This window comes from Streptomyces sp. NPDC014006 (genome assembly GCF_043088925.1).
Taxonomy (GTDB): domain Bacteria; phylum Actinomycetota; class Actinomycetes; order Streptomycetales; family Streptomycetaceae; genus Streptomyces.
This window is the reverse complement of record NZ_JBICAJ010000008.1, coordinates 399,227-421,617: the sequence shown is the minus strand read 5'-3', so window position 1 is coordinate 421,617 and position 22,391 is coordinate 399,227. Positions and strand designations below refer to the sequence as shown.

Genomic DNA, 22,391 nt, shown 5'->3' with positions numbered 1-22,391 from the left:
CCGGGACCGGGACGGCGGCACGGGGCCGGGAAGGGGGCGCGGGCGGTGGGTGGTGTCACCTGATGGACGGCGCCTGGGACGGGGCCGGTGGGGGATACATGGCAGCGATGTGCCGGACGGTCGGTGAGGAGTGGGTGGCGTGCGAAGGCTTGCGATGTGGGGTACGGCGCTGGCGGCGCTCGGTGCGGTCACGGTGGGCGGGCCGGCGGGTGCCGCCGTCGCGGTGGCCGGGCCGGGCGCCGGGCAGGTGGTGCGGGAGGCGGACCTTGCGTACCACGGGTCGGCGGTGCTCAGCCGGGGCCGGGTCCGGGTGGAGCTGACGCCGCACAACCACGGGCCGGCGGCGGTGCCGGAGGCGGCCGTGCGGCTGCGCTGGTCGGTGCCGCTCGCCGACGGCGGGCAGCGGCTGCCGGACGGGTGCGTGCGCACCGGCGCGCGGGACGTGGTGTGCCGTACGGGCGCGCTCACCGCGGGCGAGGTGGGCGAGCGGATCGATCTCGACCTGCGGCTGCGCGGCCGGCCCGAGGAGGTGCGGCTGCAGATCGGCACGGTGTGGCGCGGCGGCGTCCCGGACCACAACCGGGCGAACGACCGCTACCAGGTGCTCGTGCTGGACACCGGGGACGCGTACCCCTTCTGACGGCTCCGGCCCGGGCCTCCGCGCCGCCGGCACGGAGGGCTGTCCCTGCGTCGTACGCTTTCTGCATCACGCAAGCGAAGGGATGCGGCGGATGGCGCGGGACGGGCGGGCGCGGCTGCTGGAGGAGCTGTCGGGTGTGTCCCGGCGGTACATGGCGTCGTACGCCTTGTTCAACCAGGCCGTCGCCGACCACCTGCGGCTGCATCCCACGGATGTGCAGTGCCTGAACCTGCTCACGCTGGAGGAGGGGCCCGTGACCACGGGCCGGATCGCGGAGCTGACGGGGCTGACGACCGGGTCGGCGACGCGTCTGGTGGACCGGCTGGAGAAGGCCGGCTATGTGCGCCGGGAGCGGGACGCGGCGGACCGGCGCAAGGTGCTGGTGGTGACCGTGCCGGAGCGCATCGCCGAGTTCGGCCGCATGTGGGACCGGCTCGGCGGCGGCTGGTACGCCCTCTTCGACGACCTGGACGAGTCCCAGCTCGGCGTCATCGTCGACCACATGCGCCGGACGACGCGGTTCGGCGCGGAGCAGGTGGCGCGGCTGCGGGCGGGGGACGTGTAGGGCCTGTCGTCGGGATCAGGCCCAGGGCCGACGACAGGCTCAGCTTCCGGAGGTCCGGGACAGGTCGGCGTACAGGATGATGTTGTCCGGGCGGTGGCCTGCGCGCAGGTCGCCGCCGCAGGTGATGACGCGCAGTTCGGGGCGGGGGGTGTCGCCGTACACCCGCTGGGTGGGGAAGTGTTTCTTGTCCACCTGCTGCAGGGCGCGGACGGTGAAGACGGCGGTGGAGCCGTCGGCGCGGTCGACGGTGATGGTGTCGCCGGGACGCACCCGGGCCACGGCGCGCAGGACCGCGGGACCCTCGGCGGTGTCGAAGTGGCCGATCAGCACGGCCGGTCCGGTTTGGCCGGGGGTGACGCCTTCCCGGTACCAGCCGATGCGGTCCGCCTGGGCGACGGACGGTACCTGGACGGTTCCGTCGGCGGCCAGGCCGAGCTCGAGGACGGGGGAGGTGTCGACGCCGGCGGCCGGGATGCGGACCCGCACGGGCTTGGCGGCGGGCAGCGGCGCCGGTGGGGAGGTGGACGCGACCGGGCTGGGCGCGGCCGGCGGCGCCGGGGTGGAGGCGGTGATGTTCGCGGCCGGACCGTGTGCGGCCGGTGCGCTGGTGTCGGCGCGTACGGCGGTGAGCGTCATCCAGGTGCCGACGGCCAGCGCGGCCGCTGCCGGCACCGCGATCCAGCGCAGGCGGCTGCGGTGGGGCGGGGGCGGGGCGTCCTGGGTGGAGGGCGCGTTCATCGGGGTTCCTCGGGCTTTTCGGATGCGCTGGGGGAGACGTGGAAGGCGGGCCGCCGGTGACGACCGGCGGCCCGCCCAGGGTGCAATGGTGACCGGGGGGTCAGACGCCCGCGCCGGTGCGGCGGCGACGGACCACGTAACCGAGGCCGATCACGCCGGCCGCGGCCACGGCGGCGCCGCCCGCCAGCATCGCGGTGTCGTGCTCACCGCCGGTGCCCTCGGCACCCGCGGCCACACCGCCGGCCGGGACGACCTTGGTCTGGGTGGTCTTGGCCGGAGCGGTCGGGGCGGTCTGCGTGGTGCCGGTGCCGGTGTGCTTCGAGGTACCCGTACCCGTGCCGGTGCCGGTGCCCATGTTCAGGCAGCCCTTGGGGAGCTTGGGGAAGGGCGTCTCGCGCCACGGGGCGTCGCCGCCCTGGTTGTTGTCGAGGAAGAGCGGGGCGGTGCTGTAGGCGTTCTTGATCTTCAGACCGTTGACGGTGTCCTCGAGGCGGTTGCGGTCCACGGTGGACACCGCCTTGCCCTTGTCGTCCTTCAGCACGGCCTTGGGGCCGGTGCGGAGGCTGTTGGTGAGGTCGACCGTCCAGCCGCCGAAGCGGGAGGGGATGGTCTGCATCACGGTGCACTTGCCGATGACGGTGACCTCGCCGGTGCCGGTGCCGGTGCCGGTGCCGGTGCCGGTCCCCGTACCCGAACCGGTCCCCGTCCCGGAGCCCGTCCCCGTCTGCACGCAGTCCTTCGGCAGTGCCGGGAAGGGCGTCTCGCGCCACGGCATCGGGTCGCCCTGGGAGCGGTCGAGGAAGAGCGGGCTGGTGGTGTCCGCGTTCTTGATCTTGAGGCCGTTGGTGAGGTCCTCGGGGTGGGCGCGGTCCACGGTGGACACCGCCTTGCCCTTGTCGTCCTTCAGCACGGCCTTCGGGCCCGCCGAGAGGCTGTTGGTGAGGTCGACCGTCCAGCCGCCGAACGCGGAGGGGATGGTCTGCGTCGCCGTGCAGTGCGCGTCGGTGCTGCCCTGGCCGTCGGCGGCGAAGGCGACGGCCGGCGTGAGCAGGGCGCCGGCGAGTGCGGCGGTGGCGATGGCGGCGCGGAGTACGACGCGGTGGCGCGAGAACACAGCAGACATGGTGATCCCCCCAGGGACGGCACGAGTGGTGAAGACAAGGAGATCGCCCCGCGCGGTCCTCCGTCCGGCCCCCCGGTTCGGCCCTGCGCTGTGCGATGCCTCAAGTCTGCTGATCACATGACCTTGATCGGTGCGAGAACCGTCACCACTGCGTAACGGGGGCGACGGCGCTCTCCTCCGGCCGCCTCTCGGGCTGCCTCTCGGGCCGCTTCCCGGGCTACTTCTCCGGCCTCCCGCCGTTTTCCGCGTCGTAGCGCTCGCGGGCCGCGTGCACCTCGTCGAAGTGGGTCTCCGCCCAGTCCTTCACGGCGGTAAGCAGCGCGGCGAGGCTGCTGCCGAGCGGGGTGAGCGCGTAGTCGACGCGGACCGGGACGGACGGGGTGACGGCACGGGTGACGATGCCGTCGCGTTCGAGGGTGCGCACGGTCTGGGTGAGCATCTTGGGGCTCACACCGGCGATCTTGCGGCTGAGGTCGCTGTAGCGCATGGGTCCGGCGGACAGGGCGGCGACGACGAGGCTGACCCACTTGTCGCTGAGCCGGCCGAGGAGCTGGTTGGTGGGGCATTCGCGCAGGAAGGCGTCGTACTCGATGCGGGCCTGTTCGCGGCGCTGGGCCGCGGTGGTGGTCGCCATGGCTCTCCTCCCGGTGCGGTAGGCACCTCCAGGTAACTACTTCCCTATGGATAGTAGCTCTCTTTACGGTTGTTCTCGCCGTCAGGGGCACAGGAAAGTGCTCGGAGAACAGGGAGAGTTGACATGCGTGCTGCAGTGGTGAGGACCTTCGGTGGGCCCGAGGCCGTGGAGGTCGTGGAGACGGAGCGGCCGGAGCCGGGCGCGCGGCAGGTGCGGATCAGGGTCGCCGCGAGCGCGCTGAACCCCGTCGACGCGGGGGTGCGTGCCGGGGTGTTCGGGGGCGCCGGCAAGCAGATCGGGCTGGGATGGGACATCGCCGGGACGGTCGACGCGACCGGTGTCGCCACGGCCTGGAGTGTTGGCGACGAGGTCGTGGCGCTGGACTACGGCATGGTCGAGCCGCTCGGTGCGCACGCCGAGTACGTCGTCGTCGACACCGACGCGGTGGCCGAGGCGCCGGCCACGGTCGACGCGGTGCACGCCGCGACGCTGCCGCTGAACGCGCTGACCGCCGTGCAGGCCCTTGATCTGCTGGAGTTGACGCCGGGGCAGTCGCTGCTGGTGACGGGCGCGGCCGGGGCGGTCGGCGGGTACGCCGTGCAGCTCGCCGCCCACCGGGGGGTGACGGTGACGGGACTGGCCCGGGAGGGCGACGCGGAACTGGTGCGCTCGCTGGGCGCCGCGCATGTCACCTCGGTTGAGGCCGGTGCCTTCGACGCGGTGCTGGACGCGGCGGTGCTCGGCGAGACGGCGCTGGCGTGGGTGCGGGACGGCGGCGCGTACACCGGGGTGATTCCGCAGGCCCAGCCCGCCTCCGTGCGCGGGGTGCGCACCGCGGCGGTCGAGGTGAGCGCCGACGGGGCACGGCTGGCGGAACTGGTGCGGCTGGTGGACGAGAGGGTGCTGACCCCGCGGGTGGCCGAGACGTTCGCGCTGGACGACGCGGCCAAGGCGCACGCCCGGCTCGCGGAGGGCGGGGTGCGCGGACGTCTGGTGCTGGTGCCGTAGCGGGACCGGCTCAGTGCCCGTGGCCCTCGGCTGCCGTGCGCGGCAGGAGGCGTACGAGGGGCAGGCAGGCGGCGACGGAGGCGGCGACCACGGTGAGGGTCACGGTCAGGGCGTGGCCCTCACCACCGTCGGGCACGGCGGCGAAGTACACCGTGGTCACCGCGGCGGCGCCGAGTGCGTTGGCCAGTTGCTGAACGGCGTTGAGCGAGCCGCTCGCGCTGCCCGCCTCGTCGGGGGCTATGTCGCCGATGGTGACGTCGTAGACGGTGCCGAAGCAGGTGCCCATGCCGAGACCGACGAGCAGCAGGGGTGCGATCAGCGCCCAACTGCCCGTCGCCCCCTGGGAGACGGCGGCCAGCAGGCAGCCGCAGCCGGCGAGGAGCAGCAGCAGGCCCGTGACGACGAGCCGGCGGCCGTGGGTCGCGAGCAGCCGGTGGCAGGCGATCGAGGCGACGACGATCCCGGCGCACAGCGGGATCAGGGCGAGCGCGGTGCCGGTGGGGGTGCGGCCGAGGCCGCGCTGGAGGTAGAGGGAGACGGCGTAGAGCAGGCCGGCGACGGCCGCGAAGGCGACGACACCGAGCAGCAGGCCCGAGGTGAAGCCGCGGTGGCGCAGCAGGCTCGGGCGGATCAGCGGCTCGGGTGCGGTGGCCTGGCGGCGGGCGAAGCCGGCGAACAGGGCGAGCCCGGCGAGCAGCGCGAGGAGCGGCCGGGTGTTCCAGCCGTGGTCCGAGCCGTCGATCAGGCCGCCGAGCAGGCCGAGCATCGCACCGGCGAGCAGCAGGGCGCCCGGGGTGTCGACGACCGTGCCGGGGGTGCCGCGGTCGCGGGGGAGCAGGCGGTGGGCGGCGAGCAGGGCGGCGCCGCCGAGGAGCAGGTTGATCAGGAACATGGAGCGCCAGCCGAGTCCTGCGAGGTCGGCGTCGACGAGGAAGGCGGCGAGGACCGGGCCGCCGACGGCGGACAGGCCCATCACCGGCCCGAACAGGCTGAACGCCTTGCCGATCTCCTCGCGCGGCCAGGTGGCGCCGAGGATGCCGAAGCCCTGCGGGATGAGCAGCGCCCCGAAGGCGCCCTGGACGAGCCGGGCGGCGACGAGGGTGGCCGGGGTGGGCGCGAGTCCGCAGGCCAGGGAGGCAGCGACGAACCCGGCGAGGCCGATCAGGAAGGTCCGGCGGCGGCCGTACCGGTCGCCGAGCCGGCCGCCGGGCACGAGCAGCACGCCGAGCGCGAGGGCGTAGGCGGCGCCGAGCCACTTCACGAGGGCGGCCCCGCCGCCGAGGTCGGCGGTGATGGTCGGGGCGGCGATGTTGGTGATCGTCGCGTCGAGGAGGTCGAGGACGTCGGCGGCGAGCACCACACCGAGGACGGCCCAGCGGGCGCGGGCGGGGAGCGGTGGGTTCTTTGAATCTGTGTCATGCAATATCTGCGTCACGCAGATAAATATCCAGAGGTCGGGGCGTGGCGTCAAGGAGTTATGCGGGGCAGCGGTCAGTGGACCGCCCTCGCGTACGCCGTCGGCGGCACCCCGACCGTCGATGTGAAGTCGCGGATCAGGTGGGCCTGGTCGGCGTAGCCGAGGGTGGTGGCGAGGGTGGCCCAGTCGACGCCGGTGCCGCTTTCGGCGTGCTCGAGGGCCTCGTGGATGCGGTAGCGCAGGATGACCCACTTGGGGCCTACGCCGACGTAGGCGGCGAAGAGGCGTTGCAGGAGCCGTACCGACAGGCCCTCGGAGCGGGCCAGCTCGGTGACCCGGCGGATCGTGCGGTCGGTGCGGACCCGGTCGACCAGGCTCATCGCGAGGTCCGCCTGAGGATCGGGGTGTGGGCCGAGGGCGAGCAGGAAGGCGTCGAGTGCGGCGACGCGGGCGTCCTCGTCGTCGGGGGTGAGGACGGCAGCCGCGTCCACGTCCGTCAGCGGGAGGCGTCTGCCCGTCCAGTGCGACACCGGGCGCCCCGGTCGGAAGGGCCGGAAGCCGCCGGGGCGGAACTGGATGCCGCACACCCGGCCCCGGCCCTCCAGTTTGTGCGCGGACAGCTCCAGGCCGACGCCGGAGACCTCGGCGAACGGCTCCTGTCCCGCGTACCACTGGAAGACGATGTTCACCGAGGGGTGCGGGACCACGTGGCTCGCGTACGGCTGGGACAGGTCCCAGTCGATCAGCCAGTAGTGCTCCAGGTAGGGGCGCAGCGGCTCGGCCGGCATGCGGCGGCGGAAGTCCACGTGCGCGAAGAGGGCGGCGGCGTCGACGATGCCCCGGGTGTCACGGCGAGGAGCGGCCATGCCGGGATCGTAGGACGAGGCTGTGACAGTCGGCCCCCGAGCAGGGCCGGGCCTGCCGGCGGTCGGTGGAATACGGGGGGCGGGGTGGTGGTTGGGCGGTATAGTTCAACAATCAACTAACTGGAGGGTGAGCGACCATGCAGTTCGGTATCTTCAGCGTGGGCGACGTCACGCCGGACCCCACCACCGGCCGGACGCCGACCGAGCGCGAGCGCATCAAGGCCATGGTCGCCATCGCGCTGAAGGCCGAGGAGGCCGGGCTCGACGTGTTCGCCACCGGGGAGCACCACAACCCGCCGTTCGTGCCCTCGTCCCCGACGACCATGCTCGGTTACATCGCCGCGCAGACCGAGAGGCTCATCCTCTCCACGTCCACCACGCTGATCACCACCAACGACCCGGTGAAGATCGCCGAGGACTTCGCGATGCTCCAGCACCTGGCCGACGGGCGCGTGGACCTGATGATGGGCCGCGGCAACACCGGTCCGGTCTATCCCTGGTTCGGGCAGGACATCCGGCAGGGCATCAACCTCGCCATCGAGAACTACGCCCTGCTGCACCGCCTGTGGCGCGAGGACGTCGTGAACTGGGAAGGAAAGTTCCGCACCCCGCTGCAGGGCTTCACCTCCACCCCGCGGCCGCTGGACGGCGTGGCGCCGTTCGTCTGGCACGGCTCCATCCGCTCCCCGGAGATCGCCGAGCAGGCCGCGTACTACGGCGACGGGTTCTTCCACAACAACATCTTCTGGCCGGCCGACCACACCAAGCGGATGATCGAGCTGTACCGCAACCGGTACGCCCACTACGGCCACGGCACGCCCGAGCAGGCGATCGTCGGCCTCGGCGGGCAGGTGTTCATGCGCAAGAACTCCCAGGACGCGGTGCGCGAGTTCCGGCCCTACTTCGACAACGCGCCGGTCTACGGCCACGGGCCCTCCCTGGAGGAGTTCACCCGGGACACACCGCTGACCGTCGGCTCCCCGCAGCAGGTCATCGACAAGACGCTGTCCTTCCGCGAGTACGCCGGCGACTACCAGCGCCAGCTGTTCCTGATGGACCACGCCGGGCTGCCGCTGAAGACCGTGCTGGAGCAGATCGACCTGCTCGGCGAGGAGGTCGTGCCGGTGCTGCGCAAGGAGTTCGCCGTCGGCCGCCCGGCCGGCGTGCCCCAGGCGCCGACCCACGCCTCACTGCTCGCCACCGCCCGTAAGGAGGCCACCGTATGAAACTCGTCGTCGTCTCCGCCGGGCTGAGCGTGCCCTCCTCCACGCGGCTGCTCGGCGACCGGCTGGCCGCCGCCACCGCCGAGCGCACCGGGGCCGAGGTGCGGGTCATCGAGCTGCGTGACCTCGCCGTGGCGATCGCGCACACCTTCACCAGCGGCTTCCCGGGCACGGAGCTGTCGGACGCGTTCGACGCGGTGAGCGCGGCGGACGGGCTGATCGTCGTCACGCCGGTCTTCTCGGCGTCGTACAGCGGACTGTTCAAGTCCTTCTTCGACGCGCTCGGCGCCCACGACCAGGACGCGCTCGCGGGCAAGCCGGTGCTGATCGCCGCGACCGGCGGCACCGCACGGCACTCCTTGGTGCTGGACCACGCCCTGCGGCCGCTGTTCGCCTACCTGCGGGCCGTCGTCGTCCCGACCGGCGTCTACGCCGCCTCCGAGGACTGGGGCGCGGAAGGCCTCCCGGAGCGGATCGAACGGGCTGCGGGCGAGCTGGCCGCGCTGACGGCCGGGCTGTCCACGGCCCGGCCGCCGGCTCTGCGGGACGCCTTCGACGTCGTCCCCTTCGAGCAGCGGCTGGCCGCGCTGCGGCCGACGGCCTGACCGGGCAGCGAGGGCTCCGCCCCGAGCCCCCGCTGCCCCCGCTGCCCCCCGGTCCACGGCCGGCAGGGTCGGCGGTCGGCGGGGCCGACCGCCGGCGGCTCGGGCAGAGCTCCCATCGGGGGGGGGCGCCCCGGTCAGGGACCCCGTGACGGTGAGATCCGAGTAAGAAGGGTGATCGTCGCACCACTCGCCCGACCGCACCGCCCCTGGCCTTGGCAGACTGGTCGGGTGCCCCAGACAGTGCTCCTCGCCGAAGACGACCGCGCCATCCGCCACGCCCTGGAACGCGCCCTCACCCTGGAGGGCTACCAGGTGACCGCGGTCGCCGACGGCGTGGAGGCGCTCGCGCACGCCCACAAGTCGCCGCCGGACGTGCTCGTCCTGGATGTGATGATGCCCGGCATCGACGGACTGCAGGTCTGCCGCGTGCTGCGCGCCGAGGGCGACCGCACGCCCATCCTCATGCTGACCGCGCTGGTGGAGACCGCCGACCGGATCGCCGGGCTCGACGCCGGCGCCGACGACTACGTCGTCAAGCCGTTCGACATCGAGGAGGTCTTCGCCCGGCTGCGTGCCCTGCTGCGCCGCACCAGCCCCGACGCCCCCGCCCCCGCGGTGACCCGCGAGGAGCCGCAGCTGCCCGAACGGCACATCGAGGCCGCCGGCATCCGCATGGACCCCCAGGCCCGCCGGGCCTGGCGCGGCGGGCGCGAGCTGGAACTCACCCGCACCGAGTTCGAGCTGCTGGAACTGCTCGTGCGCAACGCGGGCATCGTGCTCGACCACGCCACGATCTACGACCGGATCTGGGGCTACGACTTCGGCCCCGGCTCCAAGAACCTCGCCGTGTACGTCGGCTACCTGCGCCGCAAGCTCGACGAGCCCGGCGCCCCGCAGCTGATCCACACGGTGCGCGGCGTGGGTTACGTGCTGCGGGAGGACTGACATGGGGCGCGGCCGTCTGCGCCGCCTGGTGTCCGGGCGGCGCCCCGGACTCGTCTCCCTGCGCACCACCTTCGCGGTGTCCTTCGCGGCCGTCACCGCCGCCGTCACCGTCCTGGTCGGCATCCTGTCCTACAACGCCGCCGCCCGGCTGGTGCGCGTCGACCAGCAGTCGGTGTTCGACGAGGTCGTGCAGGACGTGCGCAGCGAGGTGCGCCAGCACCGGATGTCCCCGGAGGACTTCTCCTCCTCCGCTCCCGGTCACGACGTCGTCCGTCCGGCCCGCACCAATGTGCAGGTGCTCGGCGCGGACGGCGCGGTGTCCGACAGCGGGAGCCCCGCGCTGCCGGTCACCGAGGCCGACCGGACCGTCGTGGCCGCGGGCAGCGCCGGGCGCATGGTGCTGCACAAGGACGTGGACGTCGGCAGCGACGTGTACCGCGTCGCCACGGTCTCCCTCGGCGGGAAGCGCGGCGCGGTGCAGGTGGCCCAGGAGTTCAGCGACACCGAGGACCTGCTGCGGGCGCTGCAGCAGCGCACGCTGATCCTGATGGCGGCGGTCGTGGTCGCGGCCGGGCTGTTCGGCTGGTGGCTGGCCCGGCGCATCACCCGCCGGCTGATCGTGCTGACCGCCGCCGCCGAGGACGTGGCCCGCACCCGCCGGCTCGGCATCCAGGTGCCCGTCACCGGCTACGACGAGGTGGGCCGCCTCGGCCGCGCCTTCGACCGGATGCTGGGCCGGCTCGCCCAGTCCGAGGAGGACCAGCGCCGCCTGGTCCAGGACGCCGGGCACGAGCTGCGCACGCCGCTGACCTCGCTGCGGACCAACATCTCCCTGCTGAAGCGGATCGACGAACTGCCGCCCGGCTCCCGCGAGGAGCTGGTCGCCGACCTCGGGCAGGAGGCCCGCGAGCTGACCGACCTGGTCAACGAGCTCGTCGACCTCGCCGCCGGCCAGTCCGACAGCGAGCCGCCGCAGCGGGTGGACCTCTCCGACATCGCCGAGGACGTCGCGGGTCTTGCCCGCCGCCGTACCGGCCGCGAGATCGTGCTGCGCGCGAGCGGCGACACGACGACGTACGGCCGGCCGGGCATGCTCCAGCGTGCTGTGTCCAACCTGGTGGAGAACGCCACCAAGTTCGACCGGGACGGCATCTCCCCCATCGAGATCAACGTCGCCGGCCCGGCCCGCCCCGGCACGGTCCGCGTCGAGGTCCTCGACCGCGGGCCCGGCATCACCGACACCGACCTGCTGCGCGTCTTCGACCGCTTCTACCGCGCCGCCGACGCGCGCTCCCTGCCCGGTTCGGGCCTCGGCCTGTCCATCGTGCGGGAGGTCGCCCTGGTTCACGGCGGAGCGCCGTTCGCGCAGCACCGCGAGGGCGGCGGCTCGGTGATCGGCTTCACGGTGGCGGGGGCACCGGCGCGGCGGGAGGAAGACGGCGGCTGACGGTGACGGAGGCCACGGCCGATCATGACGTCGTGGCCGGTCGCGGTGCAGGACGAGGCACAGGTCGTCCGGGCCGTGCAGGCCCGTACGGACGGGCGCCCTGGTCGAGCGAGCCCGGCCCGGCGTCAGTCCTGAAGTGCCCGGCCCGTGCGGCGGGCGTACGCGCGGGCCGCTCGGGCGCGGTCGCCGCAGCGCGTGGAGCACCACTGGCGGCGGCCGTGCCGCAGCAGATAGCGGGTGCACGGCGGTGAGCCGCAGGCGGTGAGGCGGTCGGCGTCGGGGCCGGTGAGCAGGTCGGCGGCGTCGGCGGCGAGGGCCGCGAGGGCGTGTTCGAGGATCTGGGTGGTGGGGTGGGCGGCGGCGCGGTGCAGTCCGCGTGTGGTGTCCCAGTGCAGCAGTGCGGTGGCCGGGGCCTTCGTCATCGCGTCGTTGACCGCTGCCAGGGCGCCGGCCGGCGCCGGCTGCCCGTCGACGCGGGAGGCGATCAGCGCGCGGATCTGCTCCCGCAGCGAGCGCAGTTGCGCCGCGCACATCTCCCGCAGGCCGGCGTCGGCCGGGGCGAGGCCGCGTTCGGCCAGCCAGCGGGTGGCGTCCGCCGGGCCCGACAGCAGGTCGAGGGTGTGCCCGCCGGGCACGGCCATCGCGCTGTTGGCGAGGTCGAGCGCCAGGTACTGCTCGGCGCCCGGCGCGGGCGGGGCGGCTGGTTCCAGGGGCTCGGCGGGCGCGGTCTGCGTCATGTTCCTCATGGTACGGCTTGCGCTCATCCGTGAGACGCGACTACCGTTCCTTCTCACGGATAGGCATCGTGTCATCCGTGACATCCCTCTGTGAGGTGCTTCGACGTGTCCTCTTCCGACCTCCCCGTGCACACCTACGGCGGCCCCACCGCCCTCATCGAGTACGGCGGCCTGCGCTTCCTCACCGACCCCACCTTCGACGAGCCCGGCGACTACCTGATCGGCGGCGGGCGCGCCCTCACCAAGACCGCCCCGTCCCGCACCACCCCGGCCGCCCTCGGCCGCGTCGACGTCGTCCTGCTCTCGCACGACGAGCACCCTGACAACCTCGACCACTCCGGCCGCGCCCTGCTCGCCGGCGTACCGCTCACGCTCACCACGACCGGTGGTGCGCGGCGGCTCGGCGCGGGGGCCCAGGGCCTCGCGGACTGGGAGTCGGTCGAGCTGGACCGGCCCGGCGGCGGCACGCTGACCGTCACCGGCGTACCCGCCGTGCACGGCCCCGGCACCAAGGAGCAGGTCGAACCCGTCGCCGGCCAGGTCACCGGGTTCGTCCTGACCGGTGAGGGTCTGCCCACGGTCTACGTCAGCGGCGACAACGCCTCCCTGGACGCCGTCCGGGAGATCGCCGACCGGTTCGGACCGGTCGACACGGCGGTGCTGTTCGCCGGTGCGCCGCGCACCCCCCTCTTCGACGGCGCGCTGCTCGTCCTGGACGGCGCCGGTGCCGCCGAGGCCGCCCGCCTGCTCGGTGCCCGCCGGGTGGTTCCCGTGCACTGCGACAGCTGGACCCACTTCACGGAGGGCCGCGAGGACGTGGTCAAGGCCTTCGCCGAGGCCGGGCTGGCCGAGCGGCTCGTCGTGGACTGACGCCGCGCGCGGCGGGCCGGCGCGCCGCCGGCCCGCCCGGGGCGATCGGTTACGGCGTCACCACCTTGCCCCCGAACGTCACCACCAGGTGGCCGTCCGACGCGAAGGACCACCCCAGCGCGCCGCTGTAGGCGGAGCAGCGGGAGCCGTTGGCGCCGGTCCAGAACTGGTTGGAGACGTCCGCGTCACCGACGGTCTTGTCGTTCGAGCCGCTGACGGTGAAGCGGCACGAGGTGTTGTCGCGGAACACCGATGTCCCCGTGTCCCAGGAGAAGTTGCGCTGGGCGTTGTCGACGCCGACGTTGCTCGAGACGGTCATCGAGCCGGGGTTGGAGTTGTAGGTGAACCCGTGCTTGCCGTTCTTGTAGGCGATGCTGTGCCGGACGACGTGGTCGACGGCGATGTCGTCACCGCCGAGCTTGTAACCGTTGCGGTCGCCGTTGGAGTTGACGGTGCCGTCGGAGAGGGTGCCGTTGTTGTACGACAGCGAGTACTCGATGGTCACCGGGCCGATGGCGCCCGTGTCCGTCTTCGTGTAGAGGTCCCAGCCGTCGTCGATGTTGTTGTGGGACACGGCGTAGCGGAAGACGTTCCCGGTGCCGGTGGTCAGCTTCGCGGCGAAACCGTCGGCGTCCTCGCCGTCGGAGTCGGCGTTGTCGTGCGACTCGGCGCTCAGGATCAGGTTGTCGGACGGCCACTGGTCCTTGGGCGTGGTGGACGCGATCCGGCCGAGCTGCAGCCCGGTGTCGCGGTTGAAGCGGGTCACCGTGCGCTCGACGACGTTGTGGCTGCCGCCGACGTAGATGCCGTTGTCCCCGGCGTGCTCCACGACCAGGCCGTACAGGCGCCAGTAGGAGCCGAACAGCTGCAGCCCGCGGTGGGCCGGATCCTCCGTCTGCGCCGCGAAGTTCAGCACCGGTGTCTCGCCCGGGTAGGCGGACAGGGTGGTCCGGGCGGCCGAGGTGCCGCCGCTGCCCTGCGGGATCGTGACGGTGGTTGTGTAGCCGTACGTCCCGCCGCGCAGGTAGATCGTGCCGCCGGGGGTGATGCGGCTGATCGCCGAGGGGAGCGTCGTCGGCGCGGACTGTGTCCCGGCGGCGCCGTCGGTGCCGTTCGGCGCCACGTACAGCACCGCCCCCGTCGGCTGCGGGGTGCTGTCGGCGGTCGTGACGTCCAGGTAGTCGAGGTTGGGCAGACCGGCGGAGGTGGTCGGGCTCAGCCGCACCGTGTTGGCGCCCGCGGCGAGTGGCACGGTCACCGTCTCGGTGACCCAGGTCGTCCAGGCGCCGGTGCCCTCGAAGGACGGCGTCTGCACGGTGGTGCCGTTGACGATCAGTGAGGCGGGCCGCGCGCTGGCCGTCCCGTTGGCGAAGCGGATGCTCAGCGTCGCCTGACCCGCGCTCGCGGCGTTCACGGTGAACTGGGCGTAGGCGCCGGTCGCGTTGGTGCCGTTGCAGAAACCGCTGCCGGAGTAGCCGCTCCGGTCGGAGTCGATCGTGCCGGTGCACACCGCCGGCGAGGACTCGGCCTCGTACCGCGCGGAGGCGGCCTCGGCGGAGGGCCCGGACAGCGCGACCAACGTGCCGGCCAGCAAGCCGATGGTGGCGAGGGCAGGTCTGAGAACAGGTCGTGCAACAGGGCGGAGTTGCATGGGTCGCCTCCACAGGGGGTCAGATGAATGAACTGCCTGCGATTGGGAAAGCGCTTTCAGGAACGTAAGGCGATGCTGTGGACACGTCAATGGACGTGTTCATGATTTTTGTTCAGATACATGAACTCACACCGGGGTGCCGCCAACCGTCCACGGAACGCACCGCGCCGAGGAGCCGCCGCAGGGTCAGCAGACCGCCGCGGGGCGCGGCTCGTCTCGGAAGACCTGACGCAGGTGCCAGTCGCGGTGTGTCGGTGCGACGGGGCGGGTGCCGGGCTGCGGGCCGAGCAGCGGGCGGCCCGCGAGGGCCACGACGTGTTCGCGGGCGGCCGGGCTGTGACCGACGAAGCGCTGGGAGACCAGTACGCGATGGCCGTCTCCGACGCCGAGGACGCCCTTGTCGAACAGCTTGTGGTGCAAGGAGCACAGGCATAGCCCGTTTTCGACCTCGTCGGGACCGCCGAACGCCCACCAGCGCACGTGCGCGGCCTCGAGACCGACCGGCACCGCGCCGATCCGGCCGTCGTATCCGCAGAAAGTGCACCGGTACTCGTAGGCCGTCAGCACCAGGTCGCGCATCCGCGGGTCGCGCGGCCGGCGGGCCGGGACCAGGCGGGCCGTCTCGGCGGGTTCCAGTTCCAGGCCGACGGCTTCACACAACTCACCGTGCAGAGAGGGCGGGAAGTGCAGATCGAGCAGCAGCCGCGCGATCCGGCCGAGCAGCGACGGCTCGCGCCGCAGTGCCGCCCGCAGCTCCGGCGCGAGCCGCCCGGTGGCACCCGTCGCCCGCAGCTCGCGCACCCTGCTCCCGGGACTGCCCGGCCCGCGGTCGGTGCGCACCTCCCACACGTCGTCGTTGGCGAGATGGTGGAAGGGGTAGGCGGGTGTCGTCCTGTTCGGCGGCCCGTACTCGGTCAGCAGCCGCTGCAGGTCCTGCTCCACGGCGGTGTACGGCAGTTCGCTGCCCGCGTCCTCCTGGAACCGGCCGAGGGCGTACAGCAGCAGCAACGGCTTGTGCGGAGCCCGGGTGCCGTTCTTGCTCCACTGCCTCAACGTCGCGACACGCTCCAGCCAGTCCATGCCGGCCGATCGTAGACGCGGCACAACGAGGCGCCGGAGGCGGGACGTTCGCCACCCCGCAGCCCACCGTGTCCCGGGACCGTTCGGCCCCCGTACGCTGCCGGGACCGCACCACGTCAGCCGACCCCTGGGAGAGCCCGCGTGACCACCCCTGAGAAACAGCCGTTCCTGTACGTCGTCGTCTGCGCGGCCGGGGTCGCCGGTGACGTCGGCAAGCTGATCACGGCGGCGCAGGGGCAGGGCTGGGAGGTCGGTGTGGTCGCCACCCCGCAGGGCCTCGGTTTCATCGACGCCGAAGCGGTCGAGGCGCAGACCGGTTACCCGATCCGTTCGGCCTGGCGTCGCCCGGGTGATCCCCGCCCGCTGCCTCCGGCGGACGCTATCGCCGTCGCCCCGGCGACCTTCAACACGATCAACAAGTGGGCCGCGGGCATCTCCGACACCCTCGCCCTGGGCATCCTGTGCGAGGCGTACGGCATGGGCACACCCATCGCCGTCCTGCCCTGCCTGAACGCGGCCCAGGCCGCCCACCCCGCCTACCGGCAGAACCTGGAACGGCTACGGGAGATGGGCGTCCGCATCGGCGGCCACGAGCCGCCCCGGGGATCCGAGGCCGGGGGAGGCGTCTTCGCCTTTCGCTGGGAGGAAGCACTGGAGCTGCTGGAGCCCGGCCGGGTGTGAGGGCGGCGGCTGTTCGGCACCGGGGCGGGCACGGGCCCGAGCACCGCAGCCGGCGGGCACCGGGGCGAGGGCGGAGGGCGCCCGTTCAGGCGCTGTCGCGCGTGGCATCAGGAGTAGCGTGGCAGGTGCGAAGCGGTCCCGTTGTCGCACCTGCTCACAGGACGGGTGGTCTTCATGAGCGGCTCGGATTCACCACCGGTTCCCCGACGTCTGCCCAGCGGTGTCCACGAGGCCGTGGGGCCGGGGTGTGCGCTTCTCCGGCTGGAGACGACCGCATCACGTGAAGGTGTCCTCGATGGTGCGTGGTGGCCGCGCTCGCGCAATATCGGTGCCGAGCTGCCCGCGCTGCTGAGCGCACTCGTCGCACATGTCGGCCCCGTGACCCGCGTGGGACTGGACACCACAGCCTGGGAAGGTCTCCCGACGCGTATCGCCGTGGACGACCAGGTGGTGCACATCGATTCCTTCCCGGACGGTGACGACACGGTCCTGATCACCCGGGGCGACCGGGACATCTTCTCGCTGCTGGTGGTCCCGCCGAACGCGGCACCGGACGCCGCCCGCGCCGCGATGGCCCAGGCGGCCCGGGCGGACAACGCCAGCCAGGCGGAACAGATCCTCATCGATACCGGGAGCGGGCAGGGCCCGTCGGGCTGACAGGCGCCGCCGGGCACAACCGGCACAACGGTGCCGGGCGGCGCGGGGGAGGTCAGGCGGCGCGGGGGGAGGTCAGCGGCGCCATTCCACCATGAGCAGCGTCGCGTCGTCGCTGGTCCGCCCGCCCCGCGCCCGCTTGAGCGTGTGGGACAGGGCACGCGTCACCGCCCGGATGCCGCGGCCGGTCCGCTCCAGATGGTTCACACAGTCGATCAGCTGGTCCTCCCCGAACTCCTCCCCACGGCTGTTGTGCTCCTCGACCAGTCCGTCGGTGAAGCAGAGGACGCGGTCCCCGCGCGCCAGCCCCAGCTCACCGATCCGGGGCACCGAACCACCGAGGCCGACGGGGAGCGTCGTCGGGGCGACCAGGCGCTGCGCGACGCGGTGGTCGCGGACCAGGATGGGCGGCGGATGCCCGGCGTTGACCCACTGCACCCGCCCCGTCGTCGTGTCCAGCTGCATCATCTGCGCGGTGACGAAGTGCTCTGGACCGAACTGTCTGGCCACGGCCCGGTCCATGAAGTCGTAGATCTCCGACAGCCCGATGTCCTGACGGCGGGCGTGGCGATAGGCGCCGATGGCCACGGTGGCCATCGTGGCCGCGTTCAGTCCGTGGCCCATCGCGTCGATCATGACCACGTGGAGGATGTCGTCGTTGAGCGCGTAGTCGAAGCTGTCGCCGGCCACGTGGTAGGCGGGCTCCAGAATCCCGGCCACGGCGACCCGGGGCATGATCATCGCCAGCGGTGGCAGCAGGGACCACTGGATCTCCGCGGCGACGGTCATCGCCTCGTCGCGCCGGACCCGGAAGAACAGGTCGGAGTAGCCGTGCTTGGTCACCAGCAGGTCGGCCACCAGGCCGGAGATCCGGTGCAGCAGACGGCGGTCGTGGTCGTCGACGCCGTCCAGCGTCACCGCCATGACCCCTACCTGGTCACCGCCGTCCAGCAGCGGCAGATGGATCCGTACACCGTCGTCCTCGGGCACCTCGACGGGGACCGCGTCGAGGAAGCAGCGGCCCGCGGCGGAGTCGTCGATCACCTGCGACTCCCCGCCCGCGAGGCCGTCGCCGGGCAGAGGCACGAGCAGCAGCTGGCCGTAGTCCTGCAGCAGTACCTGCGGACTGCGGCCTCCCAACCGCTCCACCACGTCGGCGACCAGCGGCCCGACCAGATGGGGAGGCAGCTCGTGCGCGCGGTCGAGGACCGCGCCCAGCAGCGCTTCCCCGAAGCTCTCCGAGCGGTCCCCGGGCCGTCCGTGCGTCACCGTCCCGCCCTCCATGGTTCGCACGCGGCGGTTCCGGCGGGGGACGATGAAGAGACTGCTCGTGCCATGGCTCCACCGGGGGCGTCTACGACCGGAGCGGCCGGCCGGTCACCTGGGCCCGAAGACGTCAGGCCCTCACTCGGGTCCGCGACCTCCCTCCGGCTCCCTTGCGGCCTCGGCGCCGAGGCGGTTCTCGGCGAGTGCCAGGATGCGGGGGGCCGACAGCCGGTTCTCGGGGTCCGCGGCGTCGATGAGCAGCCGGGTGGCCGCTCCGGCCGGTTCGTCGGGCGGGATCACCAGCAGTTCCCAACGGCCCACCGTGCCGCAGTCCAGGGTGATGGCATGCGCTTCGGCAGCGAGGTCGGTCCGGACCACCTCGATCACATGACCGGGCGCCATCACCATCTGCGGGGCATCGGGCCAGGAAGCGGTGTCCACGGTGACCCGGATGACGGTGCCGACGGCCGGGTCCAGTGAGCCGACGAGCGCGGGCAGCTCCAGTTCCAGCGCATTGCAGCGCGGCCACCAGGCTCCGTCCAACGGGCCGTGGCTGACGTCCGGCGTGACACTCAACCGGGGCAGGGGCATCCGGTAGGTGTCGGCGTCACCGGGTGACGTGGCTTCGCCGGGCCCTGTGATGGCGTCCATCGTGCGATCCCGTCCCGTCCCGGACGGCCTGCGGCTGCCCGCGTCTGTCACTCACCGGGAACGGCGCCGCCCTGATCGTGCGCCCACGCTCTCGATACATGTCAGCGTACTCCCAGCCGTGGTGGGCGGCGGAGACGAGGACCTCGGGAAATCCCCCGTACGGCCTGCTCCGGTGACGTGCGGACCACGGCCCCTGCGCGGCATCCGGGGCGGCAGATGTCCCGGTCACCGGCCTGCCGGGACCGGTTCCTCCCGAGGCAGGGTCATCACGCAGGGGGCGATCGGCCCCGGCAGCCCGACGATCTCTCCCATGTTGTGCCAGCCCCAGGAGGCGAAGGTGGCTTGTCCGGCCAGGTCGGCCGGGTGGAGCAGGGCGACTCCGAGCGAGGAGTGCCGGTCGGTGAGCAGATGCCGCTGCAGACGGCGGGCGATGTCACGGCGCTGAGGGTGCGGATGCGCCACGAACTGAGTGAGGACGACGAACTCGGCGCAGGATGTGAGCCGCTCGATGTACTGAGGCAGCGCTCCGTCGCCTTCTTGTCGCCCCGGCTCGCCCGCACGCACCGGGAAGCCATAGGCGCAGCCGACCAGCACCGTGGTCTCGGCGACCAGCAGCGCGAAACCGGGGCGCCGGGCGCTGACGGCCAGACGGCGCAGGAGGTCGCGCCGTTCGTGGTACGCCTCGCCTGCGGTGCCCGCGACGGACGCCGTGGCCAGGTCAGCGATGTCCTGCGCCATCCCCTCGGCCTGCCAACGAGTCAGCCGGCGCAGCCGGATTCCCTCGAGAGCCGGCCCATGAGCAGACTCCGCGGGCGTTCTCGCCGTGCCCCTCGACGGCGCCGGGGAGACCGGTTCGAGAAGGCCGAGGCCCGAAGAGGCGGATCCGGTGGCGGCGAGAAGCCGGGTGAGCTGCGCGCAGGGGTGGTGCAGGCGCAGGGTGGCGTGTACCCGGCTGGCGCGCCGCGACGCCGACAAGAAGACATCCAGGCCCTTGGCATCACAAGAGCCGACCGTGATCAGGTCGACGTCGATGAGGGTGACGCCGTCGCGCAGACACTGCTCCAAGGCGGCACGCAGCAGCGGCGCCGTGGCCGGGCCGATCTCACCGGCGAGCGTGACGAACGCGCCCTCTCCTTGGTCGCGCCGGTGGATGTCCAGCCGGGACAGGGTCATCACGCCGCCTCCCCCCGACAGGGGCGCAGGCCGGCACGGGCACACGGTACGGCCATGACGAGCGTGTGTGAGGTTCCTTCGACCGCGACGCACATGATGCCGACCCGCCTCCGCGCCGACCGCTGTGGCGGCCCGGGGTTCGTCTCTCGCCGGGGACGACTCGGCTCGGCGGCCGAAGTGCGCGATGCCCTCGGTACTTCAACGGTACGCCGCCGCCGGCGAAGCCGGCCGCTACGAGGAGGCCAGGAGCGGCGGCCCCGTCATCCCGCGCCGGCGTCGGGACGCCGACGGAGCAGCGGGCCCTCCCTCACGTCCCGGTCCTCGCCCCTCCCGCGCACCGGCAGAGCCTGAGAAAGCGCAGCTCACGGCACACAAGGAGTACGGCTGGTGCCCCGCCTCATGCGGCCGATGGCTGAAGTCCGTTCATGCCCAGCTTTCGCGCCTGACCGGCGCCCAGAAGCCGGCCAGCTGCTTCCGCGCGGCAGCGGCTTGCAGCTGCCCCGCCTGGAACGCGGGCACCCACGCCGACGGGTCCGACGGGTCCGTGCCGAGCGCCGCCGCCGATGCCTCGTCCGGGAACAGCGACACCACTGTCTCCGCGCCCAGCGCGGCCGGCGCTTCTTGCCCGGGAGCCTGACGCGCCATCGGCTCCACGATGACCACCGTACGTGCACCGGCCGCGAGGTCCACGTTGGTGCCTGCCCGCAGCGCGCCGTCGATGTAATGGCGTCCGCCGATCGAGACGGGAGGCGCCGCGCCCGGGAATGCGCTGGAGGCCGCGACAGCAGCCGCCAGCGGGATGCCGCTGTCGCGATCCCAGACCACCGGCTCGCCGCTTCCCGCCTCCACGGCGGGGATGAGCAGGCGACGCTCAGTCGGCCAGGCGTCCGTGCCGACGAGCCGACGTCGCACCGCGACCAAGGCCCCTTCGGCCTCCGGATCGACGGCGTCGAGGGCGATCCGCCCGACCCGCTGACGGGCCTCCTGCGGTGGCAGGCCGGCACCGAGGACCGCGAAGACCTCGCCCATGCGCTGCGGATCGGCCTGCGGCGGCCGGGGACCGCCGCCGCCGCTGCCCGCGGGGTCGGCGAAGCGCGCGAGGTCCTGGCCGGTGGCCAGCGCGGCGCCCACGATCGCGCCGGCCGAGGTGCCGACGACCAGATCCGCCGCGCCCAGGTCGACGCCCAGGCCGCGCAAGCCGTGGGCAAGTCCGCCCGTCCAGGCGGTACCGACGGGCCCGCCAGGGCCGAGCACGAGCGCCCTGTCCGGTGAATGCATCGTTCCCCCATCCGTTGCCGTGGCGATCTCCACCCTAGGACGAATGAGGTGAAGGGATGGCCTGCGCGTACGAAGCCGGAGCGCACCCGTTCAAGGCGCTGGGTGCCCTCGAATGTGCCCTCGCCGCCCTCCAGCGCAGCACGGCCACGAGGGCTTCGCACAAGGCCTTTGCATCTTCCAGAGCGCGTCGGCACATGGCTTCGGTGAGTACGAGGCGCTGCCCGACCTGCGGGGATGAACCAGGCACCTTGGTCAGGTACCTCTCGTCCACAAGACCGTCGTTATGGGTGAAGACGTGTCGGGCGGCCCACGTTTCGAGGAGGCGCTGCCACGTTTGCCGGCCAAGGGTGGTCCGCAGGTCGGAGAAGCCTGCAGTGACGATCAGGTCGGCCATGTGGTCGAGACGCTGGAAGATGGCGCCCTTACCGTTCAGGAGGCTGTCCGCGTTCGCCACGGCCGTGCGGAAGAGGGAGGAAGCCAGAGCTTCCACGACTCCGACCACGTTCTCGACGGTGTCGACCCAGTTGCTTTGTTGTTCTCGCCGGCCGTGATCGACACCGAGTTTTCCTGCACATCGTCCGCGAACGTGGAGCGGAAGCAGTGGAGGTGGTCGACGGCCACACCCAGGGCGTTCCAGGCGTTGTCCGTCACCGAGGTCACACCTTCCGCTGGGCGTCGATCTCGGAGATCAGTGCCTCGATCCGCTTCCTGATCTCGTCACGGATCGGGCGGACGGCCTCGACGCCCTTGCCGGCGGGGTCCTCCAGGGTCCAGTCGAGGTACTTCTTGCCGGGGAAGATCGGGCAGGCGTCGCCGCAGCCCATGGTGATGACGTAGTCGGACGCCTGGACGGCCTCGGCCGTGAGGACCTTGGGCTGCTGGTCGGCGATGTCGATGCCGATCTCCCTCATCGCCTCGACCGCGGCCGGGTTGACCTTGTCTGCGGGTACGGAGCCGGCGGAGCGGACCTCGATCCGGTCGCCCGCGAGGTGGGAGAGGAAGCCGGCGGCCATCTGCGAACGCCCGGCGTTGTGGATGCAGACAAACAGCACGGAGGCGAGCGGGCTGGAGGGCATCGGTTCTTCCTTCGTCAGTGGATCAGCCCAGGCTGGTATCAGCCAGGAGTGATGTGAAAGTAT

The 22,391-nt window shown here is 72.6% G+C and carries 24 protein-coding genes; 10 read left to right on the top strand and 14 right to left on the bottom strand.

The annotated features are described in order from the left end of the window. The first annotated feature begins 139 nt into the window (after positions 1–139). On the top strand, positions 140–640 hold the full coding sequence (locus ACF1GV_RS27905; protein ID WP_391685741.1) for a hypothetical protein: 501 nt from the start codon (positions 140–142) through the stop codon (positions 638–640). A 91-nt stretch (positions 641–731) separates the two neighbouring features. Then, positions 732–1,205 (top strand): MarR family transcriptional regulator, encoded by a 474-nt coding sequence (locus ACF1GV_RS27900; RefSeq protein WP_363268886.1) that lies wholly within the window; start codon positions 732–734, stop codon positions 1,203–1,205. A gap of 39 nt (positions 1,206–1,244) precedes the next feature. On the opposite strand, the gene ACF1GV_RS27895 is transcribed toward ACF1GV_RS27900, so the two are convergent. The 3 genes from ACF1GV_RS27895 to ACF1GV_RS27885 form a co-directional block, all read right to left on the bottom strand. Beyond that, entirely contained in the window at positions 1,245–1,943 is a 699-nt protein-coding gene (locus ACF1GV_RS27895; protein WP_391685739.1) for a class F sortase, read from the bottom strand. A 100-nt stretch (positions 1,944–2,043) separates the two neighbouring features. Further along, positions 2,044–3,066 (bottom strand): hypothetical protein, encoded by a 1,023-nt coding sequence (locus tag ACF1GV_RS27890; protein WP_391685737.1) that lies wholly within the window; start codon positions 3,064–3,066, stop codon positions 2,044–2,046. 217 nt (positions 3,067–3,283) lie between these two features. Further along, positions 3,284–3,700, bottom strand: coding sequence for a winged helix-turn-helix transcriptional regulator (locus ACF1GV_RS27885; protein WP_391685735.1), 417 nt, complete (start codon positions 3,698–3,700; stop codon positions 3,284–3,286). 123 nt (positions 3,701–3,823) lie between these two features. On the opposite strand from ACF1GV_RS27885, the gene ACF1GV_RS27880 reads away from it, so the two are divergent. Continuing rightward, positions 3,824–4,708, top strand: a complete 885-nt coding sequence (locus tag ACF1GV_RS27880) for an NADP-dependent oxidoreductase (RefSeq protein WP_391685733.1) — start codon at positions 3,824–3,826, stop codon at positions 4,706–4,708. A 10-nt stretch (positions 4,709–4,718) separates the two neighbouring features. Here the strand turns inward: ACF1GV_RS27880 and ACF1GV_RS27875 are convergent, their stop codons facing one another. Continuing rightward, positions 4,719–6,143 (bottom strand): MFS transporter, encoded by a 1,425-nt coding sequence (locus tag ACF1GV_RS27875; protein ID WP_391685731.1) that lies wholly within the window; start codon positions 6,141–6,143, stop codon positions 4,719–4,721. A 56-nt stretch (positions 6,144–6,199) separates the two neighbouring features. Continuing rightward, entirely contained in the window at positions 6,200–6,991 is a 792-nt protein-coding gene (locus ACF1GV_RS27870; protein WP_391685729.1) for a DUF6597 domain-containing transcriptional factor, read from the bottom strand. Between the two features lie 137 nt (positions 6,992–7,128). Between ACF1GV_RS27870 and ACF1GV_RS27865 the strand changes: the two genes are divergently transcribed. The 4 genes from ACF1GV_RS27865 (at position 7,129) to ACF1GV_RS27850 (ending at position 11,211) form a co-directional block, all read left to right on the top strand. After that, positions 7,129–8,217 carry an LLM class flavin-dependent oxidoreductase gene (locus tag ACF1GV_RS27865; RefSeq protein ID WP_391685727.1) on the top strand — a complete coding sequence of 363 codons (1,089 nt, stop codon included), beginning with the start codon at positions 7,129–7,131 and terminating at the stop codon, positions 8,215–8,217. After that, entirely contained in the window at positions 8,214–8,819 is a 606-nt protein-coding gene (locus ACF1GV_RS27860; RefSeq protein WP_391685725.1) for an FMN reductase, read from the top strand. Before ACF1GV_RS27865 ends, ACF1GV_RS27860 begins: the two co-directional genes overlap by 4 nt. 240 nt (positions 8,820–9,059) lie before the next feature. Next, the gene (locus ACF1GV_RS27855) at positions 9,060–9,764 is read left to right on the top strand and encodes a response regulator transcription factor (protein ID WP_391685792.1); all 705 of its coding nucleotides are present in this window, start codon (positions 9,060–9,062) and stop codon (positions 9,762–9,764) included. A gap of 1 nt (position 9,765) precedes the next feature. Then, entirely contained in the window at positions 9,766–11,211 is a 1,446-nt protein-coding gene (locus tag ACF1GV_RS27850; protein WP_391685723.1) for an ATP-binding protein, read from the top strand. Between the two features lie 125 nt (positions 11,212–11,336). On the opposite strand, the gene ACF1GV_RS27845 is transcribed toward ACF1GV_RS27850, so the two are convergent. Beyond that, on the bottom strand, positions 11,337–11,957 hold the full coding sequence (locus ACF1GV_RS27845; protein WP_391685790.1) for a CGNR zinc finger domain-containing protein: 621 nt from the start codon (positions 11,955–11,957) through the stop codon (positions 11,337–11,339). Between the two features lie 96 nt (positions 11,958–12,053). Between ACF1GV_RS27845 and ACF1GV_RS27840 the strand changes: the two genes are divergently transcribed. Next, positions 12,054–12,818: an MBL fold metallo-hydrolase gene (locus tag ACF1GV_RS27840; protein WP_391685721.1), complete on the top strand. Its 765-nt coding sequence runs from the start codon at positions 12,054–12,056 to the stop codon at positions 12,816–12,818. Positions 12,819–12,867: 49 nt separating this feature from the next. On the opposite strand, the gene ACF1GV_RS27835 is transcribed toward ACF1GV_RS27840, so the two are convergent. Then, positions 12,868–14,469: a carbohydrate-binding protein gene (locus ACF1GV_RS27835; protein WP_391685719.1), complete on the bottom strand. Its 1,602-nt coding sequence runs from the start codon at positions 14,467–14,469 to the stop codon at positions 12,868–12,870. 186 nt (positions 14,470–14,655) lie between these two features. Continuing rightward, positions 14,656–15,549 (bottom strand): phosphorothioated DNA-binding restriction endonuclease, encoded by an 894-nt coding sequence (locus ACF1GV_RS27830; protein WP_391685717.1) that lies wholly within the window; start codon positions 15,547–15,549, stop codon positions 14,656–14,658. A 141-nt stretch (positions 15,550–15,690) separates the two neighbouring features. Here ACF1GV_RS27830 and ACF1GV_RS27825 point away from each other — a divergent pair, with 141 nt between their 5' ends. Next, the gene (locus ACF1GV_RS27825; RefSeq protein WP_391685715.1) at positions 15,691–16,230 is read left to right on the top strand and encodes a flavoprotein; all 540 of its coding nucleotides are present in this window, start codon (positions 15,691–15,693) and stop codon (positions 16,228–16,230) included. Between the two features lie 174 nt (positions 16,231–16,404). After that, on the top strand, positions 16,405–16,887 hold the full coding sequence (locus ACF1GV_RS27820) for a DUF5994 family protein (protein WP_391685713.1): 483 nt from the start codon (positions 16,405–16,407) through the stop codon (positions 16,885–16,887). Positions 16,888–16,959: 72 nt separating this feature from the next. Here the strand turns inward: ACF1GV_RS27820 and ACF1GV_RS27815 are convergent, their stop codons facing one another. The 6 genes from ACF1GV_RS27815 to ACF1GV_RS27790 form a co-directional block, all read right to left on the bottom strand. Continuing rightward, on the bottom strand, positions 16,960–18,168 hold the full coding sequence (locus ACF1GV_RS27815; RefSeq protein ID WP_391685788.1) for a PP2C family protein-serine/threonine phosphatase: 1,209 nt from the start codon (positions 18,166–18,168) through the stop codon (positions 16,960–16,962). Between the two features lie 120 nt (positions 18,169–18,288). Beyond that, complete coding sequence (locus ACF1GV_RS27810; protein ID WP_391685711.1) at positions 18,289–18,801, bottom strand: DUF5994 family protein; 513 nt, start codon at positions 18,799–18,801, stop codon at positions 18,289–18,291. Between the two features lie 225 nt (positions 18,802–19,026). Continuing rightward, positions 19,027–19,974, bottom strand: coding sequence for an STAS domain-containing protein (locus ACF1GV_RS27805; protein WP_391685709.1), 948 nt, complete (start codon positions 19,972–19,974; stop codon positions 19,027–19,029). Positions 19,975–20,397: 423 nt separating this feature from the next. After that, entirely contained in the window at positions 20,398–21,285 is an 888-nt protein-coding gene (locus ACF1GV_RS27800; protein WP_391685707.1) for a patatin-like phospholipase family protein, read from the bottom strand. A 1-nt stretch (position 21,286) separates the two neighbouring features. Continuing rightward, the gene (locus ACF1GV_RS27795) at positions 21,287–21,754 is read right to left on the bottom strand and encodes a hypothetical protein (RefSeq protein ID WP_391685705.1); all 468 of its coding nucleotides are present in this window, start codon (positions 21,752–21,754) and stop codon (positions 21,287–21,289) included. A 154-nt stretch (positions 21,755–21,908) separates the two neighbouring features. Further along, on the bottom strand, positions 21,909–22,328 hold the full coding sequence (locus ACF1GV_RS27790; RefSeq protein ID WP_391685703.1) for an arsenate reductase ArsC: 420 nt from the start codon (positions 22,326–22,328) through the stop codon (positions 21,909–21,911). Positions 22,329–22,391: the final 63 nt, after the last annotated feature.

What these genes read in the sequence shown, in the direction of transcription:
- ACF1GV_RS27900 (WP_363268886.1), top strand. Translation starts at nt 732, where the DNA reads ATGGCGCGGGACGGGCGGGCGCGGCTGCTGGAGGAGCTGTCGGGTGTG.
- ACF1GV_RS27895 (WP_391685739.1), bottom strand. Translation starts at nt 1,943, where the DNA reads ATGAACGCGCCCTCCACCCAGGACGCCCCGCCCCCGCCCCACCGCAGC.
- ACF1GV_RS27890 (WP_391685737.1), bottom strand. Translation starts at nt 3,066, where the DNA reads ATGTCTGCTGTGTTCTCGCGCCACCGCGTCGTACTCCGCGCCGCCATC.
- ACF1GV_RS27885 (WP_391685735.1), bottom strand. Translation starts at nt 3,700, where the DNA reads ATGGCGACCACCACCGCGGCCCAGCGCCGCGAACAGGCCCGCATCGAG.
- ACF1GV_RS27880 (WP_391685733.1), top strand. Translation starts at nt 3,824, where the DNA reads ATGCGTGCTGCAGTGGTGAGGACCTTCGGTGGGCCCGAGGCCGTGGAG.
- ACF1GV_RS27870 (WP_391685729.1), bottom strand. Translation starts at nt 6,991, where the DNA reads ATGGCCGCTCCTCGCCGTGACACCCGGGGCATCGTCGACGCCGCCGCC.
- ACF1GV_RS27865 (WP_391685727.1), top strand. Translation starts at nt 7,129, where the DNA reads ATGCAGTTCGGTATCTTCAGCGTGGGCGACGTCACGCCGGACCCCACC.
- ACF1GV_RS27860 (WP_391685725.1), top strand. Translation starts at nt 8,214, where the DNA reads ATGAAACTCGTCGTCGTCTCCGCCGGGCTGAGCGTGCCCTCCTCCACG.
- ACF1GV_RS27850 (WP_391685723.1), top strand. Translation starts at nt 9,766, where the DNA reads ATGGGGCGCGGCCGTCTGCGCCGCCTGGTGTCCGGGCGGCGCCCCGGA.
- ACF1GV_RS27845 (WP_391685790.1), bottom strand. Translation starts at nt 11,957, where the DNA reads ATGAGGAACATGACGCAGACCGCGCCCGCCGAGCCCCTGGAACCAGCC.
- ACF1GV_RS27835 (WP_391685719.1), bottom strand. Translation starts at nt 14,469, where the DNA reads ATGCAACTCCGCCCTGTTGCACGACCTGTTCTCAGACCTGCCCTCGCC.
- ACF1GV_RS27830 (WP_391685717.1), bottom strand. Translation starts at nt 15,549, where the DNA reads ATGGACTGGCTGGAGCGTGTCGCGACGTTGAGGCAGTGGAGCAAGAAC.
- ACF1GV_RS27820 (WP_391685713.1), top strand. Translation starts at nt 16,405, where the DNA reads ATGAGCGGCTCGGATTCACCACCGGTTCCCCGACGTCTGCCCAGCGGT.
- ACF1GV_RS27815 (WP_391685788.1), bottom strand. Translation starts at nt 18,168, where the DNA reads ATGGAGGGCGGGACGGTGACGCACGGACGGCCCGGGGACCGCTCGGAG.
- ACF1GV_RS27810 (WP_391685711.1), bottom strand. Translation starts at nt 18,801, where the DNA reads ATGGACGCCATCACAGGGCCCGGCGAAGCCACGTCACCCGGTGACGCC.
- ACF1GV_RS27805 (WP_391685709.1), bottom strand. Translation starts at nt 19,974, where the DNA reads ATGACCCTGTCCCGGCTGGACATCCACCGGCGCGACCAAGGAGAGGGC.
- ACF1GV_RS27790 (WP_391685703.1), bottom strand. Translation starts at nt 22,328, where the DNA reads ATGCCCTCCAGCCCGCTCGCCTCCGTGCTGTTTGTCTGCATCCACAAC.